This window comes from Phytohabitans aurantiacus (assembly GCF_027923225.1).
Taxonomy (GTDB): Bacteria; Actinomycetota; Actinomycetes; order Mycobacteriales; family Micromonosporaceae; genus Phytohabitans; species Phytohabitans aurantiacus.
Genome location: NZ_BSDI01000011.1, coordinates 12,758 through 29,238 on the forward strand (window position 1 = coordinate 12,758; position 16,481 = coordinate 29,238).

The 16,481-nt window shown below is 70.9% G+C and carries 9 protein-coding genes; 6 read left to right on the top strand and 3 right to left on the bottom strand.

All coding sequences use genetic code 11. The features are described from left to right. Window positions 1-77 precede the first annotated feature (77 nt). On the top strand, window positions 78-1,505 hold the full coding sequence (pdxR, locus tag QMG73_RS13870) for a MocR-like pyridoxine biosynthesis transcription factor PdxR (protein ID WP_281895407.1): 1,428 nt from the start codon (window positions 78-80) through the stop codon (window positions 1,503-1,505). Window positions 1,506-1,531: 26 nt separating this feature from the next. Here pdxR and QMG73_RS13875 read toward each other — a convergent pair whose 3' ends face one another. Continuing rightward, window positions 1,532-2,440 carry a carbohydrate-binding protein gene (locus QMG73_RS13875; protein WP_281895409.1) on the bottom strand — a complete coding sequence of 303 codons (909 nt, stop codon included), beginning with the start codon at window positions 2,438-2,440 and terminating at the stop codon, window positions 1,532-1,534. Between the two features lie 302 nt (window positions 2,441-2,742). Between QMG73_RS13875 and QMG73_RS13880 the strand changes: the two genes are divergently transcribed. Continuing rightward, window positions 2,743-5,004, top strand: a complete 2,262-nt coding sequence (locus QMG73_RS13880) for a peroxidase family protein (protein ID WP_281895410.1) — start codon at window positions 2,743-2,745, stop codon at window positions 5,002-5,004. 8 nt (window positions 5,005-5,012) lie between these two features. Here QMG73_RS13880 and QMG73_RS13885 read toward each other — a convergent pair whose 3' ends face one another. After that, window positions 5,013-5,882: a response regulator transcription factor gene (locus QMG73_RS13885; RefSeq protein WP_281895412.1), complete on the bottom strand. Its 870-nt coding sequence runs from the start codon at window positions 5,880-5,882 to the stop codon at window positions 5,013-5,015. Between the two features lie 73 nt (window positions 5,883-5,955). On the opposite strand from QMG73_RS13885, the gene QMG73_RS13890 reads away from it, so the two are divergent. The 3 genes from QMG73_RS13890 to QMG73_RS13900 all read left to right on the top strand — a co-directional run bounded on the left by QMG73_RS13890 (window position 5,956) and on the right by QMG73_RS13900 (window position 11,620). Continuing rightward, window positions 5,956-7,311, top strand: a complete 1,356-nt coding sequence (locus QMG73_RS13890) for a type I glutamate--ammonia ligase (RefSeq protein ID WP_281895414.1) — start codon at window positions 5,956-5,958, stop codon at window positions 7,309-7,311. Window positions 7,312-7,429: 118 nt separating this feature from the next. Beyond that, window positions 7,430-11,095 carry an ATP-dependent RNA helicase HrpA gene (gene hrpA / locus QMG73_RS13895; protein WP_281895416.1) on the top strand — a complete coding sequence of 1,222 codons (3,666 nt, stop codon included), beginning with the start codon at window positions 7,430-7,432 and terminating at the stop codon, window positions 11,093-11,095. Window positions 11,096-11,176: 81 nt separating this feature from the next. Then, window positions 11,177-11,620, top strand: a complete 444-nt coding sequence (locus QMG73_RS13900) for a DUF6232 family protein (RefSeq protein WP_281895418.1) — start codon at window positions 11,177-11,179, stop codon at window positions 11,618-11,620. Window positions 11,621-11,627: 7 nt separating this feature from the next. Here the strand turns inward: QMG73_RS13900 and QMG73_RS13905 are convergent, their stop codons facing one another. Then, entirely contained in the window at window positions 11,628-12,758 is a 1,131-nt protein-coding gene (locus QMG73_RS13905; protein ID WP_281895420.1) for a metal-dependent hydrolase family protein, read from the bottom strand. A gap of 127 nt (window positions 12,759-12,885) precedes the next feature. Here QMG73_RS13905 and QMG73_RS13910 point away from each other — a divergent pair, with 127 nt between their 5' ends. Continuing rightward, complete coding sequence (locus QMG73_RS13910) at window positions 12,886-16,389, top strand: S8 family serine peptidase (RefSeq protein ID WP_281895421.1); 3,504 nt, start codon at window positions 12,886-12,888, stop codon at window positions 16,387-16,389. Window positions 16,390-16,481 lie beyond the last annotated feature (92 nt).

Below are 16,481 nucleotides of genomic sequence, written 5' to 3' on the forward strand. Positions count from 1 at the left end.
TCTATTCACGCCCTACCGTAAGGACGTACATTGGCCCGGTAGAAGTGCCAATGCTGGCAGAAGTGATTGGGCCAATCATGGACCTGCACATTAGCCTCGCCGGGCGCGGTGACCTGGCCACCCAGATCTACCGCCAGATCCTCGACGCGGTGGTCGACGGCCGGTTACGCCCCGGCGAGCGGATGCCGCCGACCCGCGAACTGGCCCGGCGCCTGGCGGTGTCGCGCAACACGGTGGCGCTGGCGTACGAACGGCTGACCGCGGAGGGCTTCCTCGTCGGGCGGGTCGGCGCCGGCACGTTCGTCTGCCGCGAGGCGCTCGACCGGCGGCGGACGCGTACGGCGCCGGCTGGGCGGGGCGTGGAGCCGAGGCGGTTCTGGCGCACCGCGCCGTCGCCGGTCACCGGGTTCGGCACGGGGCCGTACGACTTCACGGTCGGGGTACCGGACATCCAGATCTTCCCGTTGGAGACGTGGCGCCGCCTGGTGGCGCAGGAGTTGCGGCTCGCCACCATCCAGCAGGCCGACTACAGCGAGCCCGCCGGGCACCCCGGTCTCCGGGCGGCGATCGCCCGGTACGTCGGCGTGGCCCGCTCGGTGCGGGCGGCACCCGACGATGTGCTCGTCACGCACGGGGCGCAGCAGGCCCTCGATCTGGTCGGCCGGATCCTCATCGAGCCGGGCACCCGGGTGGCGGTGGAGGAGCCCGGGTACCCGCCGGCGCGGTTGCTCTTCGAGTCGCTGGGCGCGCGGGTCACCGGCGTACCCGTCGACGGCGAGGGCCTCGACGTGGCCGCGTTACCGGCCGACGCCCGCCTCGTCTACGTCACGCCTTCCCACCAGTACCCGCTGGGCGTGCCGATGTCGCTGCGCAGGCGCGCCGCGCTGCTCGCCTGGGCCGAACGCCACCGCGCGGTGGTGGTGGAGGACGACTACGACAGCGAGTTCCGCTTCGAGGATCGCCCGCTGGAACCGTTGCAGAGCATCGACCGCGATGGCCGCGTCGTCTACATTGGCACGTTCTCCAAGACGATGCTTCCCATGCTGCGGCTCGGTTTCCTGGTGCCGCCGGCATCCCTGCGACCGGCGCTGGTGAGCGCCAAGCGCCTGACGGACTGGCACGGCGAACTGTCCAATCAGGCAGCGCTGGCCCGGTTCCTCGACGACGGGCACCTGGCTCGCCACGTGCGCCGGGCCACCCGGGTGTACGCCGACCGGCACGCCGCGGTGGTCGGCGCGCTGCGGCGCGACTTCGCCGGCTGGCTGGAGCCGGTGCCATCGGTCGCCGGATTGCACGTCTGCGCCCGGCTGGCGCCCGGCGCGGATGTCGACCTCACCGCGGTGGTACGCCGTGCGGCCGAGGCGGGCGTGGCGGTGACCGAGCTGGCCCGCTTCTGCGGCGACCGCCCCGCCCAGCATGGCCTGGTGATCGGTTACGGCGCGCTGCCCACCGATCGCATAGCCAAGGGTCTATCCGTGATCAGGGCGTCCCTCAAGTCGCCCTAACGACTTCAGGGACGCCCTGATCACGATTAGCCCAGGAGGCTGATCTTGTCGATTCGGGGCGCGAAGTAGCCCGGGTTGCTGAAAGCCAGCTTGTTCCTCCCGGCCCGCAGCTCGATCGTGAACGTCTGCGTCGCCACCGTGTCCCACCCGCCGCTCGACGGAAAGCGCAGCAGCAGCGGCCGGTCGTCGTTGATGGAGAGCAGCACGTTGCGGTCTTCGCCGGTGACGTACGCGACGGTCAGCGCGTACCGGGTCGCCCGCGCCACCGTCACCCCGTTGAAGACGAGCGCTCCGGAGTTGCCGGCCTGGTCCGTGCCGATCTGGTGCACGAGCCGACCGCCCGAGGCCGCCGGCTCGGCGAGTACCTCGGCGGCACCGACGAGCAGCGCGTCCTCGGCCTCGACGGACGTCGTCAGGGACCCACCGGTGTTCGTCGGGCTGACCGCGGGCGTCGTGGCGGGCGGGTCGTCGGGGGTTGGCGGCAGGGTCGTGGGCGCACCGGTCGGGCCGGGGCCGAGACCGGAGTCGGCGGTGACCTGTGCGGGTGGGGCGGTCGGCGTGCCGAGCGCGACCCCGTCGCCGGTGGGCGGGTCGTCGAGCGTGATGATCGAGACCGTCACCGCGAGCGCGACCGCGACGGCACCGCCGGCGATCACGGCGATCGGCGTGCGGCGGCGGCGTGCCCGGTGCGCCGGGCCGCTGGCCGGCTCGTCCTCGTCGGGCAGCGAGGGCGCCGCGTACGGGGTCACGCCCCGATCGCCGTCGTCGCCGGAGTCGGGCTCGGCCGCGTGCCGGCCGCCACTCGTGGGCGCGCCACTCACGCTCGCCGGACCGCTGGGGCTCTCCACCGAGCCGTCCGGCGCGTCATCTGGCGAGCTGTTGAGCCAGCCACCGACCCTCAACCGGTCTGGCGGACCGTCACCTGGCCTGGTCATGCGCCGTCTTCCGCAGCCGACACCATGCCACCTCTCGTCCCCCGGCCCCCAAGACCAACACGCGGCGTGGAGAGTATCCTGATCAGCCGCTCAGGGCAATCGTAAGGAATGTATGTCGGTTCCTTGCGATTGCCGAATGGCAGCGCAAACCCCCAGGGGATGTTAGCCCCCAAGGGCAAGCAGTGCATTCTGATCTGTTGACTTCAAAATAGATAAGGATCAGTGTTCCGAACCAGCGAGCGGTCCCGTCGGGGCGCGAATCGCGCGACTCCTGTTATTGGCGCCGCCGCAAGGGAGGAACGATGCGGCGTTCACTTCTTGTCGCGTTCGTCGCGCTGATGACAGTGGCCGGCTCGTCGTTGGCTGTGTACGCCAGCGCGCTGGCGGTTCCATTCGAGGTGCAGAGCCTGGACGGCAGCGGCAACAACGCCGCCAATCCGTCCTGGGGACAGGCGAACACCCCGTACTCCCGGGTGGCGGCGGCGCGTTACGCGGACGGGCGGAGCCAGCCGGTCGCCGGACCCAATTCGCGGTACATCAGCAACCGGGTCTTCAATGATGTCGCGCAGAACGTCTTTTCCGGACGCCAGGTAACCGCGTGGGGCTGGACCTGGGGGCAGTTCCTCGACCACACGTTCGGGCTGCGTCTGGGCCGGGCGCCCGGCGACCCCGCGGGCCAGACCGCGAACATCCCGTTCAACCAGAACGACCCAATGGAGGAGTTCGAGAACACCCTCGGCTTCATCCCGTTCGCGCGGTCCGACCCCGCGCCGGGTACCGGTGTCACCAACGCCCGGCAGCAGGTCAACACGGCCAGTTCGTACATTGACGCGTTCGCGGTCTACGGCGGCACGAACACCCGGTTGGACTGGCTGCGCGAGGGCTCGGTCGACGGCAATCCGGCCAACAACAACGGCCGGCTGCTGCTCCAGAACAGCTACCTGCCCCGGGCGAACGCGCGCGGCAACGCGGGGACCGCGCCGCCGATGGAGGTCGACGGAATCCTGCGCGCCAACCCGGCGGACGCGATGATCGCCGGTGACGTCCGAGCCAACGAGAACCTGTTCCTCACCGCCACTCACACGCTATTCGCGCGCGAGCACAACCGGATCGTCAACGCGTTGCCTGCGTCGCTGAGTGAGGAGGACAAGTTCCAGATCGCGCGCCGGGTCATCATCGCCGAGCAGCAGTACATCACGTACAACGAGTGGCTGCCGGCGATGGGCGTGGCGCTGCCCGCGTACGGCGGGTACAACCCGGGCGTCAACGCCGCGCTGAGTAACGAGTTCGCCACCGTGGGGTACCGGGTGCACAGCCAGATCCACGGCGAGATGGAGGTCGCGGTCGAGGAGGGCCACTACACCCCGGCGCAGCTCGCCGCGTTCGAGGCGCAGGGCATCGAGATCGTCCAGGAGGACGGCGAGGTCGAACTGGTCATTCCCCTGAACCGTGGCTTCTTCAACCCCAACCTCGTGCCGGGCATCGGGCTCGGGCCGCTGTTGCAGGCGATCGGCGGCGAGCCGCAATACAACAACGAGGAGATGATCGACAACCAGCTCCGCAGTGTGCTTTTCCAGATCCCGGTCTCCGGCAACCCGGAGTGCCTCGACGGGGAGGAGCTGCCGGAGTGCTTCGACGGCGTACTGGACCTCGGCGCGATCGACGTCGAGCGTGGCCGCGACCACGGCATGCCGACGTACAACCAGATGCGCCAGGCGTACGGGCTGCCGGCCCGCACGTCGTTCACCCAGATCACCGGTGAGTCGAGCGCGGCGTTCCCGCCCGGTACCACTGTGGACAGTCCCGCCAGTCTTGACTTCCCGCAACTCTTCGACGTGTTCAACGCCGAGGTCGATCAGGCCGACGAGGACGCCGTCGAGGGGACGCCGACCAGGTTCACCCGCGGGGCGCCGCTCGCCGCCCGCCTGGCGGCCATCTACGGCTCAGTGGACAATGTGGACGCGTTCGTCGGTGCGCTTGCCGAGCCGCACGTCGCGGGCACCGAGTTCGGCGAGCTGCAGCGGGCGATCTGGGCCCGCGAGTTCCAGCGGCTGCGCGACGGTGACCGGTTCTTCTTCGGCAACCAGAGCGCCGCACTCGACACCATCCGCACCACGTACGGGATCGACTTCCGGCGTTCGCTCGGCGACCTCATCGCCGCCAACAGCGACGTACCGCGGGCCGACCTTCCCGGAAACGTGTTCTTCGCCGAGGGCAACGTGCCGCCGGCGAGTTGCCGGGTGACGTATCGCGTCGACACCCAGTGGGGCAGCGGCTCCGGTGGCTTCGGAGTCACGATGAGCCTTCAGAACACCGGTTCCACCCCGATACCGGCGGGCTGGACGCTGCGCTTCGTCTTCCCGAACGGCCAGCAGATCACCCAGTTGTGGAACGGGGTGGTGGCTCAGGACGGCGCCAGGGTGCCGGTCGCGAACGCCGCATGGAACGCTCGCCTGAATCCGGGGCAGACCCTTGGCGGTGTGGGATTCACCGCGACCTGGTCCGGCACGAACGGCAGACCAGCGGCATTCTCGTTGAACACCACAACCTGCGCTGTCGGCTGACTCAATGATCACGCTTCGGGGACCAGGTGGTCGAGCAGGCCCATGCCGTGTGCGGCGCCGATGGCACCGGCCCGGTTGTGCGTGCCCAACTTCAGAAACAACCTCGCTTGCGTGTTCTCCACGGTCTTTTCGGCGATTTCGAGCAGCGCCGCGGTCTGGCGTACCGAATGACCCATCGCGATCGAACGCAGGATGTCCGCCTCCCGTGCGGTCAGCTCCGGTACCCGGGTGGGCTGGTCCGGCCGCACGGGGGCGCGGCGAGCGGGTACCAGTCCCAGCGCGGCCGCCCGGGCGACGGCCTGGCACTGCGTAGCCACATTGAGCTTCGCGTAGATGTGTCGTTTGGTGTTTTCGACCGCGCCGACGCTGCTGCCCAGCATGGCGGCGATGCGCCGGGCCGGATGGCCCGCGCCGAGCAGCGAGAGGATCTCGCGCTCGCGCGGCGTCAGGCCGCCCGGCGTCGGGACCGTGACGCCCGCGCGCGGCCCGCGTGCCTGCTGGTGCAGCACGCTGAGCAGCGCGTCCAGGCCGAGCGCGCCCGGCACGAGCGCGTCGACCCCGGCGCGGCGTGCCGCCACCACGGCCGCCGCCGGCACCTCGTCGCAGATGACGATTATTCGGGTACGCCCACAGCCTCCCCGAATCTCGGTGAGTGATCCCAGCGTGGCGACCACATCGGAGCCCCCGTCCACGAGTACCAGGTCGGGTGTTCGCAGCGCGCACAACCGGGGGAGTTCGGCCACATCGGACGCCTGCCCCACGACGTCGAACCGCGATTGCCGCCCCAGCCACGCGACCAGGGCGTCCCGGAAGAGCCGGCGGCCGCTGTGCGCCACCACCGTCACACCACTTTTTGGTGTCGTTCCAATTCCGGTCACGGCGTCAGTCTCGTGCGACGCGCCGCCCCGCACATCACCCCCAGGGGAATTTGGGGCGGGGATAATCCAGTGCGTGGATCGCCAGCAGCAGGCTGCGGAGGCTCGGCGCGTCGCCGCCGACCTGGCGGCGCAGGACGTCCGTAACATCGCGCTCACCTGGGTCGACAACGCGGGCGTGACCCGAGTCAAGGCGGTGCCGACCGATCGGCTCGAACGGGCCGCCGAGTGGGGCGTCGGCATGTCGCCCGTGTTCGACGTGTTCTGCGTCGACGACTCGATCACCACGAGCCGGTACGCGGGCGGGCCGGTGGGCGATCTCCGGCTGCATCCCGACCTGTCCCGCGTGACCGCGCTCGCCGCGCAGCCCGGCTGGGCGTGGGCGCCCGTCGACCGGTACACCCAGGAGGGCGCGCCGCACCCCGGGTGCCAGCGCCTCTTCGCGCGAGCGGCCACCGAGCGCGCCCGCGATGCCGGTCTCGAACTGCGCATGGCGTACGAGTTCGAGTGGTTCGCGGGCACGGCGGGAACCTCTGACGCCGCGCCGTCCACGACGGGTCCGGCGTACGGCATGACGCGGCTGGTGGAGCTGTCCGGGTACGCCGACGCCGTGCTCGCCGCCCTAGCCGCCCAGCGGGTACCCGTCGAGCAGTTCCATCCGGAGTACGCGGCCGGGCAGTGGGAGCTGTCGGTGGCTCCCGCCGACCCCGTGACCGCCGCCGACCGGGCGGTACTGGTGCGGCAGACCATCCGTGCGGTGTCCGCCACCTTCGGGCTTCAGGTCTCGTTCGCACCCGTCGTGGTCGCCGGCCAGGTGGGCAACGGCGGGCACCTGCACCTGTCGGCGTGGACCGGGGAGCAGAACCTGTTCGCCGGCGGTGGCGGTCCCTACGGGGTGACCGCCGAAGGCGAATCCATCCTCGCCGCCCTCCTGCACCGCCTCCCCGCCCTACTCGCGATCGGGGCGCCCAGCCCGGCCAGCTACCTGCGCCTGGTGCCGCGGCACTGGGCCGGCCCGTACCAGTGCTGGGGCCGCGAAAACCGCGAGGCCGGCCTGCGCCTGGTCACCGGCAGCGTGGGCGAGCGCGACACGGCGGCCAACGCCGAGCTCAAGTGCTTCGACGGGGCCGCCAACCCGTACCTGCTCGCCGGCGCCGTGACCACGGTGGCCGCGGCGGCCCGCGACGCCGGCCTGACGTTGCCGCCAGAGGTGACCGTCGACCCGGCGGGCCTGCCCGAGGCCGACCAGCCCCCACGCCTGCCCACCTCGCTGCCCGGCGCGGTGGCCGCCCTCCGCGCCGACGACATCCTCCCGCCCGCGATGGGGGAGGTCCTGCTGGAAGCCTTCTGCGCGGTGCGCGACGCCGAACAGGCCCTCTACGCCGACGCGTCCCCGGCGGATGTGGCGGCAGCCACCCGCTGGCGCTACTGACCCTTCTCGTGATCAGGGCGTCCCTCAAGTAGCCCTAACGACTTGAGGGACGCCCTGATCACGGACGGAGGAAAGTCGGTGGGGGGAAACTCCCGAGCCGGGTAGCCTGGCAGGCGAAATGGATCCCAGTCAGCGTCGCGCCAGCGTGCCCAAGATTACGTACCCCGAGGCGCTGCCGGTCAGCCAGAAAAAGGACGAGATCCTCGCCGCGATCCGCGACCACCAGGTCGTGATCGTCGCCGGCGAGACGGGCTCGGGTAAGACGACCCAGCTTCCCAAGATCTGCCTAGAGCTGGGCCGCGGCGTCGACGGGGTCATCGGCCATACCCAGCCGCGCCGGATCGCGGCCCGCACGGTCGCGGACCGCATCGCCGAAGAGCTGGACACACCGCTCGGCACCACGGTCGGATACAAGGTGCGGTTCACCGACAAGGTGAGCGACGGCACGCTCGTCAAGCTGATGACCGACGGCATCCTGCTCGCCGAGATCCAGCGTGACCGGATGCTGCGGCAGTACGACACGCTCATCATCGACGAGGCGCACGAGCGGAGCCTCAATGTCGACTTCATTCTCGGGTACGTCAAGCGGCTCCTGCCCAAGCGCCCCGACCTCAAGCTGATCATCACGTCGGCGACGATCGACCCGGAACGGTTCTCGCGCCACTTCGATGACGCTCCCATCGTCGAGGTGTCCGGCCGCACCTACCCGGTCGAGGTGCGGTATCGCCCGCAGGAAGACGAAGAGGGAGACCAGATCCAGGCGATCCTCGACGCCGTCGACGAGCTGTCGGCCGAGGCGCCGGGCGACATCCTGGTGTTTCTCAGCGGTGAGCGGGAGATCCGCGACACCGCCGACGCGCTCAACAAGCAGAACCTGCGCAACACCGAGATCCTGCCCCTGTACTCCCGGCTGTCCATCGCCGAGCAGCACCGCGTCTTCCAACAGCACACCGGCCGCCGGATAGTGCTCGCCACCAACGTCGCGGAGACCTCGCTGACGGTGCCGGGCATCAAGTACGTGGTGGATCCGGGGACGGCGCGGATCTCCCGGTACAGCCACCGGCTCAAGGTGCAGCGGCTGCCGATCGAGCCGGTCTCGCAGGCGTCGGCCAACCAGCGCAAGGGTCGCTGCGGCCGCACCTCCGACGGCATCTGCGTCCGGCTGTACTCCGAGGACGATTTCGCCTCCCGCCCCGAGTTCACCGATCCGGAGATCCTGCGCACCAACCTCGCCTCCGTCATCCTCCAGATGACCGCGCTGCGGCTCGGCGAGGTGGCGGCGTTTCCGTTCATCGACCCGCCGGATCGGCGCAACATCAAGGACGGCGTCGACCTGCTGCACGAGCTCGGCGCGCTCGACCCCAACCTCACCAAGCTCGGCCGGCGCCTCGCGCAGCTCCCGATCGACCCGCGGCTCGGGCGGATGGTGCTGGAGGCCGAGCACAACGGCTGCGTGCACGAGGTGCTCGTCATCGCCGCCGCACTGTCTATTCAGGACCCTCGCGAGCGGCCCACCGACCGGCAGCAGGCGGCCGACCAGATGCACGCGCGGTTCGCCGCCACCTCCCCATCGGACTTCCTCGCGTACCTCAACCTCTGGAATCACATCCAGGAACAGCAGAAGGCCCTGTCGGGCAGCCAGTTCCGCAGGATGTGCCGCACCGAGTTCCTCAACTACCTGCGGGTGCGCGAGTGGCAGGACCTGTACTCGCAACTGCGTCAGGCCGTCAAACCAGCCAAAGCGCCACCGGCGGACGCCGAGCGCATCCACCAGTCGCTGCTCGCGGGCCTGCTGTCGCACGTTGGCCTCAAAAACAGCCAGAAGCACGAGTACCTGGGTGCGCGCGGCGCGAAGTTCGGCATCTTCCCGGGTTCGGCGCTGTTCAAGAAGCAACCGCAGTGGGTGATGGCCGCCGAGCTGGTGGAGACCTCGCGGCTCTGGGCGCGCATCGTCGCCAAGGTGGAGCCCGAGTGGGTGGAGAAGCTCGCCGGCCACCTCGTCAAGCGCAGCTACAGCGAGCCGCACTGGGAAAAGAAGCAGGGCGCGGCGATGGCGTACGAGAAGGTGACGCTGTACGGCGTGCCGCTGGTCGCCTCGCGCAAGGTGAACTTCGGCCGCATCGACCCGCGCCTGTCGCGGGAGCTGTTCATCCGCCACGCGTTGGTCGAGGGTGACTGGGACACCCACCACCAGTTCTTCCACGACAACCGGGCACTGCTCGACGAGGTGGAGGAGTTGGAGCACCGGGCCCGGCGGCGCGACATCCTCGTCGACGACGAGACCCTCTTCGACTTCTACGACCAGCGGATCGGGCCGGACGTGGTGTCGGCCCGGCACTTCGACAGCTGGTGGAAGCAGACCCGCCGCACGCAGCCAGACCTGCTGGCGTTCGAAAAGACGATGCTCATCAACGAGGGCTCGCGGCGGGTCGACGCGGCGGACTATCCCGACGAGTGGCGCCAGGACGGTGTCGCGCTGAAGCTGACGTACCAGTTCGAGCCGGGCACCGACGCCGATGGCGTGACCGTCCACATTCCACTGCCGCTGCTGCCGAGGCTGTCACCGGCCGGGTTCGACTGGCAGGTACCGGGGTTGCGCGAAGACCTCGTGATCGCGCTGATCCGGTCGATGCCCAAGGCGGTGCGGCGCAACTACGTGCCAGTACCCGATTATGCCCGCGCGGTGCTGGACCGGATCGCGGCGAGTGACGGGTCGCTGCTCGATGCCCTTGAGCGCGAGCTGCGCCGGCTGACCGGCGTGCCGGTGCCCCGCGACGCCTGGGATCTGTCCAAAGTGCCCGATCACCTGCGAATGACGTTTCGGGTGCTGGACGACAAGGGTGCCACCCTCGGCGAGGGCAAGGACCTGGCCGCGTTGCAGGCGAAGCTGAAGCCGACCGTGCGGGAGACGGTCGCGGCGGCGGCGCCCGGCGTGAGCAAGCAGGGCATGCGCGCATGGGAGGCGGGCACGCTGCCGCGCAGCATCCGGCAGGACCGGGCCGGTTACGCGGTGACCGCCTATCCGGCGCTGGTCGACGAGGGCGAGACCGCCGGCGTGCGGGTGTTCGAGACCGAGGCGGAGCAGCGAAACGCGATGTGGCAGGGCACCCGCCGCCTGCTGCTGATCGGCCTGCCCGCGCCCTCGAAGGTGATGCAGGGCCGGCTGACGAACGAGACGAAGCTGGCGCTGAGCCGCAACCCGCACCGCAGCGTGGTCGACCTGCTCGACGACTGCGCGGGCGCGGCCGTCGACCGGCTGCTCGCCGAGCATGGCGGTCCGGCGTGGGACGAGGCCGGGTTCGGGGTGCTGCGTGACCATGTGCGTGCCGGGTTTGTCGACGCGCTCGTCGACGTCGTCGACAAGGTGCGGCGCGTGCTCGCGGCGGCGTACACAGTGGAGCAGCGTCTCAAGAGCAGTAACCGGCTCGACCTGATGCCGTCGCTGACCGATATCCGCGCTCAGCTCGGCGGGCTCGTGTACCGCGGCTTCGTCACCGCGACCGGCTGGCAGCGCCTGCCGGACCTGCCGCGCTACCTGACCGCGATCGAGCGGCGCCTGGAGCGGCTGACCCAGAACCCGGCTCGCGACCTGGAGCAGACCCGGCGGATCGAGCAGGTCCAGCAGGAGTACGACCAGCTGCGGCGGGAGCTGGCAGGGAACCCGGGGCTGTACCAGATCCGCTGGATGATCGAGGAGTTGCGGGTGAATTTCTTCGCTCAGGCGCTCGGCACCCCGTACCCGGTCTCCGAGCAGCGCATCTACCGCGCGATGGACGAGCTATAGCACTATCTGCCACCTGGCAGAAAGCCAGCTTGCACCCAGCCTCCTCGCACCCCATCATGAGGGGTAGCGAAGGAGGTCACGATGACCATCGGCCACCTCAGCCGGCCCACAAGGCCAGCAAGAGTCACCTTCTACAACCAGCGCGGCGTGATCGTCGACGACCAGAGCCTGCTCGTCAACGGCGTGCGCTTCCCGATCGCGGATCTTTACTGCATCGAGCGGGGTCGCGGCCCGCTCTCGCCGTCCACCCGGGCCGCCATGGTCGTCGCGCTGGGTGAGCTGTTCGTGGTCACTCCGGTGGCCTTCGTCTTCCGGTCGCCGGCGGTGCTGGCCCTGGCGCTGCTCACCGGTCTGGCCGCCGCTGGTGGCGTGCTCTTCTGCGGCCGCCGCTGGCCGGCGAGCTTCCACCTCTGGGCGGAATACCAGCACCGCCCCACGCTGCTCTTCACCACCTGGGACGAGCAGGAGTTCGGCCAGGTCAGCCGCGCCTTGCTACGCGCGATCGAGCACCAGCAACGCTACTGACACCTGATCACGGGGAGCGGAGCAGCCTGCCGGTGCGCATCACCGCGCTCACGCGGGTCAGCGCGGTGATGTCCGTCAGGGGGTCGCCCCGCACGGCCAGCAGGTCGGCGTCGTAGCCGGGGGCGATCCGGCCCTTGCGATCGCCTACGCCGCACGCGTCGGCGGCCAGCGAGGTCGCGGCGCGCAGCGCCTCAGCGGGGGAGAAGCCGGCGCGCTCGACCAGGGCGGCCACCCCGTACGGGAGGACGCCGTGCGGCTTGGCCTCCCGGATGCCGGCGTCGCTGCCGCACACGACGGGCACGCCGGCCTCGCGGAGCCGGGCGACCATCTGGAAGTACTCGACGAGGAGCGTGACGAGCCGTGGCGGGTACGGGAAACGCGGGTCGGCGCCGACGGTCACCGAGACCACCGTGCCCGCCTGGCGGAGAACACCGATCACCTCGTCCGTGGCGTATGAGCAGTGCTCGATCGTGTCGACTCCCGCTGCCACCGCGTCGACGATCGTGCCCGCGGCGTGGGCGTGCGCGGTGACAGGCAGGCCGTGCCGGTGCGCCTCGTCGACGGCGGCGCGCAGCTCGTCGGGCCCGTACTGCGCCGTGTCCGCGAGGGAACCCGGGGTCAGCTCGCCACCGGTAGCCATGATCTTGATGACGTCGACGCCGCGCTCGGCCCGCTCGCGTACCGCCGCCCGGATCCCCTCGACGCCGTCCGCCTCGCCGCCGAGAAACCAGCAGTGGCCGCCCGACGTGGTGATCGGTGGGCCGGCGGCGAGCACCTGCGGGCCGGCCATCGGGTCACGGGCCAGCTCGTCTCTCAGTACCAGAGAAAGGTATCCGCGATCGCCGAGGTCGCGGACGGTGGTGATGCCCGCGGCCAGCGCGGTGCGCGCGGCGGCGCGCATGCTGTCGAGCAGCTCGTCGTCGCTCGCGGCGACGACACGACCGACCGGGTCGTCGCTGGCGTCGAGCGCGAGGTGCGTGTGTGCGTCGACCAGTCCGGGCAGGAGTGTGGCGTCGCCCAGGTCGAGGACCTCGGCGGGAGAACCCTTCTCGACGATGCGCCCGGCGTCGACCAGCACGACCGGGTCGCGGGTCACCGTGCGGCCGTCGAAGAGCCGGGCAGCCCGAATGGCCAGCATGGAGCCACACCCTACCGGGCTGTCGCCTTAGCGCCATGTCTCTTTTGCGCACGTCGTAGCTAGTGACCTGCGGTGTCGTAAACCCGCAGACTGCGATCTTGTCGCCCTCACGAAGGAGCATGCCGCCATGACGCCGCTCACCAGAGGGGTGGCCGCGGTCATCGCGGGCGTCCTCACAGTCACCGCTGTGGGGACGCCCGCACAGGGCGCACCGAAACCAGGCGGCTTGCCCAAACCGGGCGCCGATTCACGCAGCGTCACGCTCATCACCGGCGACGTGGTCGAGCTCGCCGAGGCGGCGCCCGGCCGGTATGCGGCGAGCGTGCGACCCGCGCCCGGGCGCGAGCGCATCACGTTTCACACCCTCGAAGTCGACGGCGGCCTGCGGGTCCTGCCCAGCGACGCTGTTCCCGCCGTCTCGGCGGGCACCCTCGACGCCGACCTCTTCGACGTCCAGGAGCTGATCGCCGACGGGTATGTGGGCGCCCTGCCGCTGATCGTCCAGGGCGGCGGCGACTTCCGGGCCGCTGCCCGCGACGTGCGCGAGCTGCCGAGCATCGGCGCGACGGCGCTCCGCGTCGGCAGCGACGACCTCGCGGCGTTCTGGCGGTCCACCAGCTCCCGCAGGCAGCCCGCCCGGATCTGGCTCGACGGCCGGGTGCGGCCGGTGCTCGACCGCAGCGTCGCCCAGATCGGGGCGCCGGCGGTGTGGCAGGCCGGGTATGACGGGAGCGGCATCGACGTGGCGGTGCTCGACACCGGCGCGGACCCCACCCATCCCGACCTCGCCGGCCAGATCGAGGCGGCGCAGAACTTCACCGACAGCGCGGACAGCGTTGACCACTTTGGACACGGCACGCATGTCGCCGCGACGGTCGCCGGCACGGGGGCGGCGACCGGCGGCTCGCGCAAGGGCGTGGCACCGGGGGCCGACCTGCTGATCGGCAAGGTGCTCGACGACAGCGGGTCGGGGTACGACTCGTGGGTCATCGCCGGTATGGAGTGGGCGGTCGCGTCCGGCGCCGAAATCGTCAACATGAGCCTCGGCGACGACGCCACAGACGGCACCGACCCGCTCAGCCAGGCGCTCAACGAGCTTTCCCGTGACAGCGGCACGCTCTTCGTCGTCTCGGCCGGCAACGACGGCGCCGACTCGTCGGTCGGCACACCGGGGGCGGCCAGCGAGGCGCTCACCGTCGGGGCCGTCGACCGCGACGAGCGGCTCGCCGACTTCTCCAGCAGGGGCCCGCGCCTCGGCGACCTCGCGATCAAGCCCGAGATCACCGCGCCGGGCGTCGGCATCGTCGCCGCCCGTGCCGCGGGCACCTCCATGGGTACGCCGGTCGACGCCAACTACACCGCGGCCTCCGGCACGTCGATGGCCGCCCCGCACGTGGCGGGCGCCGCGGCGCTGCTCGCCCAGGCGAATCCGAAGTGGACGGCTCCGCGCCTCAAGGACGCGCTCGTCAGCACCGCGCGCACAAACCCCGCCCTCTCGGTCTTCGCGCAGGGCGGCGGCCGGGTCGACATCGCACGCGCCGTGACGCAGCACGTGTACGCGGGCGGCACCCTCGACTTTGGAGTGCACACCGATCCGGCGCCCCCGGTGACGCGGAACCTGGCGTACACCAACGACTCCGCCGGCGCCGTGACGCTCGCCATCAGCGCCCCGGCGGGTTTCCGTGCCCCGGCCAGCGTCACCGTCCCCAGCGGACAGACCGTCCAGGTACCGGTGACCGCCGAGCTGACGGCGCGCGGCCGGCACACCGGCTGGGTCACCGCCACGGGCCCCGGCGGCGTGACCGTGCGCACCGCCGTCGCCGTCACCCTCGACGGGCCGCGGCACACCGTGACGTTCCGCGCGGTCGACCGCTCCGGCGCCCCCGTGGGCGTACCGGTCGTGGCGCTGCACGGCGAAGACAGCCGGTTCGACGCGCTGGGCTGGCTGTCACCGGGCGGCACGTTCACCGCCGAGGTGGCCGAGGGCCCGTACCTGCTGCACGCGCTCATCGAAGACGGCGCTCCGCTGGACGAGCAGGCGACGCTCATCACCAACCCGGAGTTACGGGTGACCCGTGACCTGGAGGTGCTGCTGGACGCCCGCACCGGTACGCCCATCCGGATCGAGACGCCGCGACCGGCCGAGCAGCAGGCGGTGCTGAGCTACTACGTGCACCGGGTGCACGGCAACGGGCGGTCGGTCAGCCACGGCGTCATGCACTTCAGTACCGTGCAGCAGGTCAACGTCACGCCCACCCGGCGCCCGTCCGCGGGGCAGTTCGAGTTCTCGTCCCGCTGGCAGCTCGTCGCGCCGATGGTGAAGGCGCGGGTGCCGGGGGTCGCCGCGCCGCTCGACATCAACCTGCTCCACCAGTCGCCCGCGTTCGACGGCAGCCGGCGGTACCCGCTGAAGCTGGCCGCGGGCAAGGGCGTCGCCGCGTTGCTGGAGGCGTCGGACACCCTCTCGGAGGAGGAGCAGATCGCGGCGGCGGCGCAAGCCGGCGCGGCGGTGGCGCTGATCGTGCGCCCGCCGGATTTCTCGCCCTGGACCGTGTGGCGCCCCGTCGGCGACCGGCTGCCGATCCCGGCCATGGTGGTGGCGCACGACGACGGCCAGCGGCTGCTCGCCCGGGCGCGGGCCGGCAACGCCACGCTCGACCTGACGCTGACCGTCTCCAGCCCGTACCTGTACGACGTGTTCCATGTGGAGCGTGGCCGGGTGCCGGAGCGCATCGTGCACCGCGTGACCGAGGCGAACACCACTCGCGTGACGGCGCAGTACGCGGACATGGGCGGGTTCGGCTGGGCGAAGGAGCAGCGGTTCGGCTGGCGCCCGTGGCAGCAGTACTCCTGGAACGACCGGCAGCGCTTCGTGGCGACGCCGGCGCGGCGCGAGGAATGGGTGTCGGCAGGCGACTCGTGGTGGCAGCACGTGGTCCACCATGAGTACACATGGGACGACTCTGGCCCGTTGCGGGGCGGCCAGGCAGACGATCCGCGCCGCTTCCGGGGCGGCGACCGGGTCACCGAGGAGTGGTACAAGCCGGTGGTGCGGCCGGCCTCGGTCGGCTCGACGCGCACCGGAGACACGATGGCGCTGCGGGTCGCGGAGTTCGGCTCGACCGACCACTGGGGAGTGTCTACTTTCGACGACGCCGTCGAGGCGAAGCTGTGGCGTGACGGTGCACTGGTCGCGACGCTGCCCGACGCCTGGCAGGACGTCACGGTGCCCGCCGGAGCGGCTTCGTACCGGCTGGCGCTGACCACGGCCCGCACGTCGGAGGAGTGGCGGTGGGCCACCCGCACCGAGACGGTGTGGAGCTTCCGCTCGTCGACGACCGCGTCCGCGCAGAAGCTGCCGTTGCTCCGGATCGACTACGACGTGCCGGCGGACCTCAGCGGGTACGTGTCGGGACGGCACCGGGTCGGCCTCAGCGCGTCCGGCGGCCGGATCGCCGGCGCCGAGGTCTCCTTCGACGAGGGGCGTACGTGGCGGCCGGTTTCCGTGACCGCGGGCAAGGCGGCGATCCCCGCCGGCACGGGCAGCGTCTCACTCCGCGTACACGCGGTCGGGGCCGGTGGCGTCGCGGTGACGCAAACGGTCATCCGTGCATACGGGGCGTCGCGGTAGATCAGCGTGTCACCCGCACAAATCGCTCTTCTCCGGAGAAGATCAGGGACCGGCGGGACCCAAAGGGTTGATTGACAGCTACCCGGAGTGAC